The following is an 11,875-nucleotide window of genomic DNA, read 5'->3' as shown; positions in this document are numbered from 1 at the left end:
CGATTTGATCGTCACGATCGGCGCTCCGGCCGCATTTTTCGTTCAGAAGTACCGAGAGGAGTTTTTCCCGTCCACTCCACTGGTCATCGGCGGGCCTGAGCAACGCGCAATCAAGTCGGAGACGCTCACCGCGAAAGATGCGCCTGTCGTGGTCAGTTTGGACTTCAAGAAATGGATCGAAAACGTTCTGCAGGTTCTCCCGGACACCACCCATATCGCATGGGCGGTCGGCGCTTCGCCCCTGGAGCGGTTCTGGACTGAGGAGTTTCGCCGTGTGTCGCAGCGGTTCGCCGACAGACTTTCGTTCGAATGGTTCAACGACTTGCGGTTCGAAGACATGCTGCAAAGGGTGGCGGAGCTTCCGCCACATTCCGCCATTTTGTTTGTTGATCTTCGCGTCGATGCCGCCGGCGTCCCGTTGGATCGGGACTCCGTGATACCGAGACTCCGGGCGGCTACAAATGCGCCGATCTTCAGCTATGTCGAGAACTACCTTGGACAGGGCATTGTTGGCGGGCCTCTGATGTCCACCTCGGAATTGGGGCGGCGAATAGCGGAAGCCAGTGTCCGCATCCTGAAAGGCGAGATGCCGGGCAGTCTCAACATACCGCCGTTGACACTTGACTTGCCGCAATATGACTGGCGGGAGCGCCAGCATTGGAAGATCAGCGAGGATCGGCTCCCGGAAGGCAGCCGAGTTCTGTTTCGCGAGCCGACGGTCTGGGAGCAGTATCGCTCGCAGCTTGCCCTGATGTTCGCGCTGCTCTTGGTCCAGGGAGCGCTGATTTTCGGCCTTCTGTTTGAACGGCGCCGTCGCGTCCAAGCCGAAGTTCAAGCGCGAAAGCGATCGGCAGAACTGGCCCACATCAACCGATTTTCCATGGCCGGTGAACTCACCGCGACCATCGCGCACGAGCTGAACCAGCCGCTCGCCGCTATTCTTGCCAACGTCGAGACAGCGGAGCTGGTGGTCAAGTCTCCCCAGTTCGATCTGAACGAGATCAGCGAGATTCTCGCCGACATTCACCATGACGACGTGCGCGCCAGCGAAGTCATCAGCCGAATTCGGCTGCTGCTGAGAAAAGCGCCGTTCCAACCCAAACGAATTGACCTCGATGAAGTTGCCCGGGAGGCGATGCGATTTCTTTCACCATTGGCAGTCGCGCGTGAAGTGAACCTCACGAGCTTCGTTGCGGCGACGCCTCTTCCTGTGAACGGTGATGAAATCCAGCTTCAGCAAGTCATTCTGAACTTGGTAGTAAACGCAATGGATGCCATGTCGGAGATGCCGAGTGCTGAGCGCACGATCACGATTACGACTGCACGTGCCGGAAATTCCGCGCGCCTCTCGGTATCCGACCAGGGTCCCGGCATTGCGGTCGGCCACGTCGACGAAATATTTGAGCCATTTTTTTCGACAAAGCATGACGGCATGGGCATGGGATTGTCAATCGCGCGAACCATTCTCGATGCCCACGACGGCAAATTATGGGCCGAGAACAAAGCACCTCGCGGCGCGACGTTTCACGTCGAATTGCCGCTTGCCTCGAGATGATTGATCCTCGTCCGAGTCAGCCTTTCCGAGCGTGGCAGTGACGGCTTTAGGGTAGAGACGATCGAGCCGATCGATCGGTCTGCTGACCGGAGATCGTGCGAAGCCGGAGAGATCGCTCTCAGGCAAATCGATCTCAGAAAGTATGCGCCAAAACGCAGAGATCGCCAGCGAGTTCAACGTGACTCGGCCTGTCCAGTCCTTCCGCGGAAAATTTTTCTGCTTCGTTTTTTCAGAAAACGTGCTTATCTCTCGCCATCCTGCTTCGGCATGAGGGGCGTACGCGCGGTCGTCACGATACGCGAGGCGGGGAGGCGGTGGGCGCATCGGGTTGCAGCGTGATGTCACGCCGACGAACAATCCGGGCGCACGGCGAAATCGTGTGGTCCTGACCTCCCGGTGCTGAGGTCGTGCGCAGCGCGTCACGCGTTGCGCCTGCGATGATGCTTCGCATCACGCTGCGGAGGCAAGAAAGCCGGTCCCCGAGGAGAGCGCGTATAACCCGTCAAACATCGCGCAGGGAATGCCGGATGTTCGGCTGCACCTGTGGTGACTGCCGCCTGCTTTTTTGCTGCAGGCGGGCCATGGGTGAGGCCTTCACCCGGCATTCCCTGCGCCCTCTGTATTCGAGGGCGAGTGTAATGAGCACAACTCGGGCAGCATCTGCCGCGGGAAGGTGAGGTCATGTGTGGAATTGCCGCGCAACACGCTCGGTGTCTCCCGGCCTTGCGCCGGGACCCATGGCCGCCGCCGTTAATTTCGAGCGGCACTGGGTCGAGCCTCTCACCGATAACAACGCCCTGTGGTTATGGGTCCCTGCGTTCGCATGCGTTCGCAGGGACGACAGGGAGTATGCTGAAGCGCCTTGCGAAAAGATCGAAATTCAAATGAGCAAGGTCTTTATATCCCCAGCGCATCGAGTGTCGCGGCGACGTCAGCCGACGATCGCACCTGCACGGCCTGTAGTCCGCGCGCCCGCGCGCCTTCGATGTTCTCGGCGAGATCGTCGAAGAACACGATGCGCCCGGCCGGCACGCCGATCGCCTGGACCACATGGTCGAACGCTGCCGCATCCGGTTTGCGCAGGCCGATCGATGACGACAGGAAGATCTCGCGGAAATGGCTCAGGAGCTCGGCATAGCGCGGCGAGAAATGTTCGACATGCGGCCGGTTGGTGTTGGAGAACACGTAAAGCGGCAGCTTTTCGGCAGCGCGCGCGAGCAGCGGCGCGATGCCCGGGACCTCGCCGACGAAGATCGCGTTCCAGCCTTCCAGGAACTGGGCGTCGGTGATGGATATGCCGAGCAGGCTGCGCAGGTTCGCAAAGAAGTCGGCGTCACTGACGTGTCCGCGCTCGTGATGGTGATAGGTCTCGTCATGCACGAAGCGCGCGGCGATCTCATCCGCGGTGCAGCCGGCGTGGCCGGCCCAGCAGGCGACCGCCTTGGAGAAGTCGATGTCGATCAGGACGCGGCCGAGATCGAACAGCAGCGCATCGGCGCTGCCGGGAGAGAGGCGGAGAAGGGGCATGTGGGTGTACGGCCTTTTGACCATCCGTCAGGTCGGTAGAGCATGAATCATGCTGCACAAGCTCGATCGAGCGCCCTCTTCTCCGTCATTCCGGGGCGATGCGATAGCATCGAACCCGGAATCTCGAGATTCCGGGTTCAGCCCTGACGGGCTGCCCCGGAATGACGGAAGTTTTGATGCAGGAGGACTAATAGCGGTACGGCTCGATGTCGACCAGCGGAAAGGCGCTGAACACGCTCGGCGCGTTGGTTGCGGTCGCCGGATGCAGATACGAGCCATCGAGCTCGGCAAAGGAGGTGACGCCGAGCAGGCCGAGGGTGCGGATCACCTCGTCTTCGAGGAGTTCCAGCATCCGTTCGATCCCGGCCTCGCCGGCGGCGGCCAGCGCCCAGCATTGCAGGCGTCCGATGCCGACCAGATCGGCGCCGGAGGCGAGCGCCTTGACGATGTCGCTGCCACGGCAGAAGCCGCCGTCGACGATGATTTTCGCGCGGCCCTTCACCGCCTGCGCCACTTCGGGCAGCACGTGCATGGCGCCGCGGCCATGATCGAGCTGACGGCCGCCGTGATTGGACACATAGATCCCGTCGACACCGTGATCGAGCGCGATCACCGCGTCCTCGGTGGTCGCGATGCCCTTGATGATCAGCGGGATTTTGAACTTGTCCTTGATCAGCTTCACGGTGCGCCAGCTCAGCGCCTTCTGATGCTCGCCGCCGGTGGAGCGCAGCCGGCTCTCGCGGACGTAACGCTTGGCGATATCGCGTTCGCGCCGGCTGTAGTGGGCGGTGTCGACCGTGAGGCAGAACGCGGTGTAGCGGCTGGCGATGGCGCGGCTGACATAGTCCTCGACAAAGGCATCGTCGCCGCGCACGTAGAGCTGGAAGATGCGCAGCGCATCGGGCGCGGCCTCTGCAACCTTCTCCAGTCCCGGCTCAGAGACCGAGCTCAGCATGTGAGCCGCGCCGAAGCGGCCGGTTCCGCGCGCCACGCTCGCGGCCCCCTCAGGATCGAAGATCTCGAGCGCGCCGACCGGCGCCAGCATCACCGGCAGGCGCAGGCTGCGCCCGAACAGCTCGACCGCGGCGTTCACCCGCGCCACGTCGCGGAGCACGCGCGGCCGGAACGCGATCTCGTCGAGCGCCATGCGGTTACGCCGCAACGTGGTCTCGGTCTCGGCGCCGCCGACGATGTAGTCCCAGGCGTTCTGGTTGAGCCGCGCGCGAGCCTTGGAGATGAATTAGTGAAGGTTCTGGAACGGCTCGTCGCTGGCACCGAGCTCGACGTTTCTCCATCCGGGCTTGACCGGGGTTTGTTCGTTCATCGCTCGCCCTCCCTGACCGCATCATTGTTGTTCACCGCCTATCCCGTCCGGGCTGTCAGCGCCATCCCCAATCGCGTCAGGTCAGGGAACGGTCGAGGAAGGGGCGAGGAAGGGGCGAATCGACCGGCAATCCCGGCAGGTCAGGCAGATGTGATTGCTCCGGGCCGCGGAATTCTTGATAAATGCTGCCGATCGTGGGAGCAGCGTCGAAAAAGGCTGTCGAATCAGCCGTGTTTGGCAGTGGCCCGGCCACTGCCAAATTTCGCGGTTGCGGGGCCGTTTGGCCGCAAATCGAGCGGCAGGGCCTTTCGGTCGCGCGGAAACGAGCCTTGAAGAAACCAGAAATCTGTTGTGAGCTTAGACTTTCGATCAGGCTGGCGGTGGGTTCTGTGGCCGCGTATCTCATCCATCGGGGCACCCAACAAGCTCGGGAAGCAAAAAGCACATGCGCAAAAACTGGTTGTTCCTGGCAGGGTCGCTGACCGGCGTCTGCCTCACCTTGCTTGTGACCGGCCCTGAGGGCGAGCACCTGGTGGCCCGTGCCCGGGCAGCCGCGGGGGTGGGTGACACCTATTCGCAGCTCAATCTGTTCGGCGCCGTGTTTGAGCGCGTCCGCGCCGACTATGTCGAAAAGCCGAGTGACGAGGCCCTGATCGAAGGCGCCATCAACGGCATGGTGACCTCGCTCGATCCGCATTCGCGCTACATGAACGACAAGTCCTGGCGCGAGATGCAGGAAACCACCTCCGGCGAGTTCGGCGGGCTCGGCATCGAGGTCACGATGGAGGACGGCCTGGTCAAGGTCGTGGCGCCGATCGACGATACGCCCGCCGCCAAGGCCGGCATTCTGTCCGGCGACCTCATTGCCAAGATCGACGGCGAAGCGGTGCAGGGCCTGACCTTGGAGCAGGCGGTTGCGAAGATGAAGGGCGCCGCCGACACCAAGACCAAGCTCACCATCATCCGCAAGGGCAAGGACGCGCCGCTCGATATCGCGATCACCCGCGAGGTCATTCGCGTGCGGCCGGTGCGCTATCACACCGAGGGCGGCGATATCGGCTATATCCGCGTCACCTCGTTCAACGAGCAGACCACCGACGGCCTGCGCAAGGCGATCCTGAACATCTCCAAGGAGATTCCGCAGGACAAGCTCGCCGGCTATGTGGTCGACCTCCGCAACAATCCGGGTGGCCTGCTGGACCAGGCAGTGTCGGTGTCGAGCACCTTCCTGCCGCGGGGTGAAGTGGTTTCGACCCGTGGGCGCAATCCGGAGGAGACTCAGCGCTTCACTGCGCATGGCGGCGATCTGATTAAGGGTAAGCCGCTGATCGTGCTGATCAATGGCGGCTCGGCATCGGCCTCCGAGATCGTCGCGGGCGCGCTGCACGATCACAAGCGGGCGACCCTGATCGGCACGCGATCGTTCGGCAAGGGCTCGGTGCAGACCATTATTCCGCTCGGCGCCGGCAACGGCGCGCTGGCGCTGACCACGGCGCGTTACTACACCCCGTCAGGGCGCTCGATCCAGGCCCAGGGCATCGCGCCCGATATCGAGGTGAAGCAGGATGTGCCTGATGACCTGAAAGATCGCACCGACATCAGGGGCGAGGCGTCGATGCGCGGCCACCTGTCGGCCGACGGCGCCGAGCAGACGGGGTCGCAGTCCTACGTGCCGCCGGAGGAGAAGGACGACAAGGCGCTGCAGGCAGCCTTCAACCAGCTGCGCGGCGTCACCGTTAATGCCGATGTTCGCGCCAAGAACGCCGTGCCGAACTGAGGCTTTCGCGGTTTGCCACTAGGACCCGACGGGGCGGCCATTGAGGCCGTCCCGTCGCGGTTTCGACCAACGTGTACGGCGTTGATAGCCAGAGTTGTATCTGACTATTGCTGATAATCTCCGGTTTCCCGTGCAACCGCAAGCGGGGACGGGGCGGAGTTGCCGGTTAGGGTTTGAACTTTTCCTGCATAATCGGTTCAAATTGTAGAGGTATTTAGAGATTGTTCCATTCGGCGCCGGCCAGGCCCAACACTCACCGCTCGGCAGCGCGCCTGCGCCGGCTCTGGGGCCGGGCGGGGCGATAGGCGGCAAACAGTTTGCGCAGTTCAGCCGCGGGCTTGGCCGCACTGAACAGGTAGCCCTGCATCTCCGAACAGCCGAGCGCACGCAGCGCCTGCCGCTGCGCTTCGGTCTCGACCCCTTCCGCCGTCGTCGTCATCGCGCGCACGGCCGCAATATTGACGACCGCCTGCACGATGCTGGCCGATCCCGGGGAGTTCGTGATGTCGTTGACGAAGCAGCGGTCGATCTTGATCTTGTCGAACGGGAACCGCTGCAGATAGCTCAGTGACGAATAGCCGGTGCCGAAATCGTCGAGCGCGATCCGCACCCCGAGTGCGCGCAATTGATGCAGGATCGACAGCGCCATCTCGTCGTCGCGGATCAGCACCGCCTCGGTAATCTCGAGTTCCAGCCGCTGTGGCGGCAGGCCGGAGCCTGCAAGAGCGCCGGCGATTTTCAGCGCCAGCGTGCCGCTCTTGAACTGCACCGGCGAGACGTTGACCGCGAGCTTGATGTCATCGGGCCAGGTCGCGGCCTCGGCGCAAGCGACATCGAGCACCCATTCGCCGATCTGGTTGATCAGTCCGGTGTCCTCGGCGATCGGAATGAATTCGGCCGGCGAAATCATGCCGCGCTCCGGGTGCCTCCACCGCACCAGGGCCTCGCAGCCGGAGATCCGGTCGTCCTTGAGGCTGAGGCAGGGCTGGTAGAAGACCTCCAGCGCGCCGTCGGCGATCGCCTGGCGCAGATCCACCTCGAGCTGATGGCGGGCTTTGACCTGCGCATCCATGTCGGGTTGGAAGAAGCGAAAGGTACGGCGGCCGGCGGCCTTCGCCGCATACATCGCCAGATCGGCGTTCTTCAAGACCTCGTCGAGTGCGGTGCCGTGCTCGGGAACCAGCGCCACGCCGATCGAGGCATCCGCGGTCAGCTGATGGCCCAGGCAGTCGCGCGGTGCCCGAATGGTGTCGAGCACCGTTGCCACCAGCCGAACGATGTCGTCGGGAGCCGAGATGGCGGTCTGCACGATGGCAAACTCGTCGCCCCCGAGGCGAGCGACGAAGCCGGCCGCGCCGACCGCCCGGTCGAGGCTCGCGGCAACCGATTTCAACAATTCGTCGCCGATCAGATGGCCGAGCGAGTCATTGACGCCCTTGAATTCGTCGATGTCGATGTAGTGCAGCGCCAGGCGCTGACCGGGGGCGAGCGCGGCGAGCTCGTGCTTGAGCCGTTCATGGAACAGCGCACGATTGGGCAGATCAGTCAGCGCGTCGTAATGGGCGAGATGCGTGATCTGCTGCTCGGCGCGCCGCCGTTCGGTGATGTCCTCATGGGTCGAAAGCCAGCCGCCATCGGCGAGCGGCTCGTCGACGATCTGGATAGACCGTCCGTCTGGCGTTTCGATGATCTTGATCTTCGTGCGCCCGATGTCGCGCAGCACGGACGCAGCATAGGCCGTCTCGTCGCCGGCCAGAGAGCCGACGGCCTTGCGATGCGCGATGAGATCGGAGAAGCGACATCCCGGTTTCACGATATCGCGCGAGAGACCATACATGTCGATGTAGCGCTGATTGCAGATGACCAGACGCTCGTTGGCATCGAACATCAGAAGTCCCTGCGTCATGTTGTTGACGGCTTTGTCGAGCCGCAATTTCTCCAGGGTCAGGCGCTGCTGCGACGCCTCGTGGTCGCGCATGAGCCTTCGCACCACGATGAAAAGCATGGCTGCGATGAGCAGGACCGAGATCGTTCCCATCGCGATCAGATAGCGCATCTGCTCGCGCCAATCCGCAAGTGCCGCCGAAACCGTCGTCGTCGCCGTCACGATCAACGGATAGCTCGACAAGCGGTGCGCGGCGCCAACCCTGTGCACGCCGTCGACGGGACTGTGAAAAATCCCCGTCGTGTTGCCGTCGCCGGCAAGGATCTGGCGGAAGATCGGCGCATCGCGATAATTTTGGCCCACCATCCCGTTATGGCGGGGATAGCGTGCGAGCAGGGTGCCGTCGCGATGCATCATCGAGATCGACGCTTCCGGGCCAAGGGCGACAGATGCGAAGAAGCGTTCGACATTGATCGGCTCGAGCCCTCGCGCGATCACGCCAAGAAGCTCGCCGTTGGCCCCCGTCAGCTTCAACGCGAAGACGGTTGTGACCACGCCGGTCACGCGGCTCACGACCGGTTCGATCAGGATCTGCGGCGAGCTCGGATCGGTGCGGAAGCGGGTAAAGTAGGCGCGGTCCGCGGCGTTGACGTGCGGCACGGGCCAGGAGGCGGTGGAGTTGATCAGGTTGCCGTCGGCGTCGAAGATGTTCACGCTGCCGACATAGGACAGGGCTCCGACCTTGGCCACGAGCATCGCGTGAACCTCGGCGCTTCCCATTCGCTCCTGGAAGAGAGTGCGGGTGGTCAGCTGATTGTCTCGGACATAGGTGCCGAGGTCACGCTGGAGCGCACTGAGATCATCGAGCTGCTGGTCGAAATGGCGTGCGAGCAGAAGCACCGTGTTCTGCAGCTCACGTGTGGTGCTGTTCAGGGCGCGCTCGCGGAAACTGTCGGCCATGATCGTGGTACCGATCGCGATGGCCGCGATCAGCATCAATCCACCCAAGATGAGCCAAAGGATCGGACCCCCGCGGGCCGTCGAAGCTTTCAGCGCTGTGGTTGAACTGATATCGCTCGCCATTGTCCTGAACGTTTCCGCGCGGTTCCCGGATAGATTGTCCAGGAACGCTCCCTTCCCACCCACGGTTACATCTTGCCGTGGAGGTCAGGTTAGGAAGTTCAGTTAGCGACCGGTTAACTTGAAGCGCGGTGCGTGCGCGTAGAGAGCTAAGCGCGATAGTGGCCCGACTTGCCGCCGATCTTTTCGACCAGGTGGATGCCCTCGATCCGGACGCCGCGTTCGACGGCCTTGATCATGTCGTAGATGGTGAGGCAGGCGACCGATGCGGCGGTCAGCGCTTCCATCTCCACTCCGGTCGGCCCGGTGACCTTGACGGTGGCCTGGACGATGCAGCCGGGCAGTTCAGGATTCGGGGTGATCTCGACCGTGACCTTCGAGAGCGCCAGCGGGTGGCAGAGCGGGATCAGGTCCGAGGTCCGCTTCGCGGCCATGATGCCGGCAATCCGCGCCGTGCCGAGTACATCGCCCTTCTTGGCGTTGCCTGACATGATCAGCTCAAGCGTCGCGCGCTTCATCACGACACGGCCCTCGGCGACCGCGATGCGCTCAGTCGCCGATTTCTCGGACACATCGACCATGCGCGCTTCGCCGCGCTGGTCGATATGGGTGAGGGCGGGGCTGTCGAGGGGATCGTCGGCCATGGCGCCTAACCGGCGGCGCTGGCGGAGCGCTCGCCATGCGCGAGCAGCGCGCGCGTAGCTGCGGTCACATCGGCTTGCCGCATCAAGCTCTCGCCGACGAGAAAGGTCTGGACGTTGACGCGTTCGAGACGCGCGAGATCGGCCGGTGTGAAGATGCCGCTCTCACCGACCAGCAGCCGTTCCCTTGGTACCAGCGGCGCCAGCGCCTCCGAGGTCGCCAGGCTGGTCTCGAAGGTCCGCAGATTCCGATTGTTGATGCCGATCATCGGCGAGCGGAGCTTGAGCGCGCGATCAAGTTCAGCCTGGTCGTGGATCTCGATCAGCACGTCCATGCCATGGGCGAGCGCGGCGGCCTCGATGTCGACAGCTGCGCCATCATCGAGCGCGGCCATGATGATCAGGATGCAATCGGCACCATGGGCGCGGGCTTCGACCACCTGGTAGGTGTCGAACATGAAATCCTTGCGCAAGACCGGCAGCGATGTCGCCGCGCGCGCCGCGACCATGAAATCGAGATGGCCCTGGAACGAGGGCGAGTCGGTCAGCACCGAAAGACAGGCGGCGCCGCCGGCCTCATAGGCCTTGGCGAGAGCCGGAGGATCGAAATCGGCACGGATCAGCCCCTTGGACGGCGAGGCCTTCTTCACCTCGGCGATCAAGCCGTAGTCGCCGGCCGCGTGCTTGTTGCGGATGGCCTGGACAAAGCCGCGCGGTGGCGTGGCCGCGCGGGCCAGGGCTTCGAGCTGTGACAACGGATGCGTGCGCTTGGCTGCCGCAATCTCCTCGCGCTTATAAGCCTCGATCTTCGTAAGGATGTCGGACATGTCGCGCGCCTTGCAGTCGAATTCAGTCTAGCCGTTGGAAACGGCGATCAGCTGCTTCAGCCGTGTCGCCGCGGCGCCGCTGTCGAGTGACTCCTTGCCGATGGCGACGCCTTCTTTCAGCGTTTTAGCACGGCCGGTGACGACCAGCGCCGCTGCGGCATTCAAAAGGGCGACATCGCGGTAGGGGCTCGGCATTCCGTCCAGTACGCTTTGCAAGGCGACCGCATTGGCCGCCGCGTCGCCGCCCTTCAGGGCCTCGCCGCCGCAGTGCTCAAGTTCGGCCTCCTCGGGCGAGACCTCGAAGGTGCGGATCTTGCCGTGTTCCAGCGCCGCCACGAAGGTCGGGCCGGTCAGCGTGATCTCGTCCAGGCCATCAGAACCATGCACTACCCAGGCGGCTTCCGAACCCAGGTTCTTCAACACCTGCGCCAGTGGTTCCACCCACTGTCGGGAGAACACACCGACCATCTGCCGCTTGACGCCGGCCGGATTGGACAACGGACCGAGCAGGTTGAAGATGGTGCGGGTGGCGAGCTCCACGCGGGTGGGGCCGACGTTCTTCATCGCCGGGTGATGGGCCGGGGCGAACATGAAGCCGATGCCGGCCTCGCGGACGCAGCGGCCGACCTGGTCGGGCCTCAGATCGATCTTGACACCGAGCGAGGCCAGCACGTCGGCCGCGCCCGAACGGGACGACAGCGCGCGATTGCCGTGCTTGGCCACGGGAATGCCGGCGCCGGCGACGATGAAGGAGGCGCAGGTCGAGACATTGACCGATCCCGAGCCGTCGCCGCCGGTGCCGACGATGTCGACCGCGTTGGCGGGCGCGTCGACCCGCAGCATCTTGGCTCGCATCACGCTGACCGCACCGGTGATCTCGTCGACAGTCTCGCCGCGCACCCGCAGCGCCATCAACAGAGCGCCCATCTGCGATGGGGTGGCTTCGCCCGACATCATGCTGTCGAAGGCGGCAGCCGCTTCGTCGCGGGACAAAGTTGCGCCGGTGGCGACCTTGCCAATGATCGACTTGAGATCGTCCATCGCGTGCCTTCAGACGTCCGTTACTGGGTGTTGCCGCCGACCACCTGGGCGACGGCGGCCTCGTTGATGCTGGTGCCGATATCCTTCTCGAGCTTGGCGACGTAGGCCGTCGTCTGCTCCTCGTTCAGGGCCCGCTGCAGCGTGTCCTTCAGCTTCTTGACGTCGCTCGACGCGAGGTCGACTGGAGGCACGGTGACATCGGTGACACGGAACACGAT

Annotated in this window: 8 protein-coding genes and 2 pseudogenes; 2 read left to right on the top strand and 8 right to left on the bottom strand. The window is 63.5% G+C overall.

Translation table 11 applies throughout. The annotated features are described in order from the left end of the window. Positions 1–1,555: HAMP domain-containing sensor histidine kinase (locus BRAS3843_RS04385; RefSeq protein WP_035980814.1), on the top strand; the 1,555-nt coding region annotated here is incomplete at its 5' end. 897 nt (positions 1,556–2,452) lie between these two features. Here BRAS3843_RS04385 and BRAS3843_RS04380 read toward each other — a convergent pair. The 3 genes and pseudogenes from BRAS3843_RS04380 to BRAS3843_RS41865 form a co-directional block, all read right to left on the bottom strand. Beyond that, positions 2,453–3,082: an HAD-IA family hydrolase gene (locus BRAS3843_RS04380; RefSeq protein ID WP_008967523.1), complete on the bottom strand. Its 630-nt coding sequence runs from the start codon at positions 3,080–3,082 to the stop codon at positions 2,453–2,455. 187 nt (positions 3,083–3,269) lie between these two features. Then, positions 3,270–4,406 (bottom strand): annotated as a pseudogene (locus tag BRAS3843_RS04375) (alpha-hydroxy acid oxidase). A gap of 76 nt (positions 4,407–4,482) precedes the next feature. Then, positions 4,483–4,812 carry a hypothetical protein gene (locus tag BRAS3843_RS41865; protein ID WP_210161388.1) on the bottom strand — a complete coding sequence of 110 codons (330 nt, stop codon included), beginning with the start codon at positions 4,810–4,812 and terminating at the stop codon, positions 4,483–4,485. A gap of 39 nt (positions 4,813–4,851) precedes the next feature. Between BRAS3843_RS41865 and BRAS3843_RS04370 the strand changes: the two genes are divergently transcribed. After that, on the top strand, positions 4,852–6,183 hold the full coding sequence (locus tag BRAS3843_RS04370; protein ID WP_008967521.1) for a S41 family peptidase: 1,332 nt from the start codon (positions 4,852–4,854) through the stop codon (positions 6,181–6,183). Positions 6,184–6,436: 253 nt separating this feature from the next. Here the strand turns inward: BRAS3843_RS04370 and BRAS3843_RS04365 are convergent, their stop codons facing one another. The 5 genes and pseudogenes from BRAS3843_RS04365 to BRAS3843_RS04345 all read right to left on the bottom strand — a co-directional run. Then, the gene (locus BRAS3843_RS04365) at positions 6,437–9,151 is read right to left on the bottom strand and encodes an EAL domain-containing protein (RefSeq protein WP_008967520.1); all 2,715 of its coding nucleotides are present in this window, start codon (positions 9,149–9,151) and stop codon (positions 6,437–6,439) included. A gap of 146 nt (positions 9,152–9,297) precedes the next feature. Then, entirely contained in the window at positions 9,298–9,792 is a 495-nt protein-coding gene (moaC, locus tag BRAS3843_RS04360) for a cyclic pyranopterin monophosphate synthase MoaC (protein WP_008967519.1), read from the bottom strand. 5 nt (positions 9,793–9,797) lie between these two features. After that, complete coding sequence (gene trpC / locus BRAS3843_RS04355) at positions 9,798–10,616, bottom strand: indole-3-glycerol phosphate synthase TrpC (RefSeq protein ID WP_008967518.1); 819 nt, start codon at positions 10,614–10,616, stop codon at positions 9,798–9,800. Positions 10,617–10,643: 27 nt separating this feature from the next. Then, positions 10,644–11,657 carry an anthranilate phosphoribosyltransferase gene (gene trpD / locus BRAS3843_RS04350; protein ID WP_008967517.1) on the bottom strand — a complete coding sequence of 338 codons (1,014 nt, stop codon included), beginning with the start codon at positions 11,655–11,657 and terminating at the stop codon, positions 10,644–10,646. A gap of 20 nt (positions 11,658–11,677) precedes the next feature. Next, positions 11,678–11,875: pseudogene (locus tag BRAS3843_RS04345) on the bottom strand (peptidylprolyl isomerase); the annotation flags it as partial.

It is taken from the genome of Bradyrhizobium sp. STM 3843, assembly GCF_000239815.1.
Lineage (GTDB): Bacteria > Pseudomonadota > Alphaproteobacteria > Rhizobiales > Xanthobacteraceae > Bradyrhizobium.
Note: the sequence above shows the minus strand (reverse complement) of the source record. Positions and strands in the feature narration are given on the sequence as shown.

Excerpts from the sequence above, each read along its gene's own strand:
- BRAS3843_RS04380 (WP_008967523.1), bottom strand. The coding sequence starts at position 3,082 with ATGCCCCTTCTCCGCCTCTCTCCCGGCAGCGCCGATGCGCTGCTGTTC.
- moaC (WP_008967519.1), bottom strand. The coding sequence starts at position 9,792 with ATGGCCGACGATCCCCTCGACAGCCCCGCCCTCACCCATATCGACCAG.
- BRAS3843_RS41865 (WP_210161388.1), bottom strand. The coding sequence starts at position 4,812 with ATGAGATACGCGGCCACAGAACCCACCGCCAGCCTGATCGAAAGTCTA.
- trpD (WP_008967517.1), bottom strand. The coding sequence starts at position 11,657 with ATGGACGATCTCAAGTCGATCATTGGCAAGGTCGCCACCGGCGCAACT.
- trpC (WP_008967518.1), bottom strand. The coding sequence starts at position 10,616 with ATGTCCGACATCCTTACGAAGATCGAGGCTTATAAGCGCGAGGAGATT.
- BRAS3843_RS04365 (WP_008967520.1), bottom strand. The coding sequence starts at position 9,151 with ATGGCGAGCGATATCAGTTCAACCACAGCGCTGAAAGCTTCGACGGCC.
- BRAS3843_RS04370 (WP_008967521.1), top strand. The coding sequence starts at position 4,852 with ATGCGCAAAAACTGGTTGTTCCTGGCAGGGTCGCTGACCGGCGTCTGC.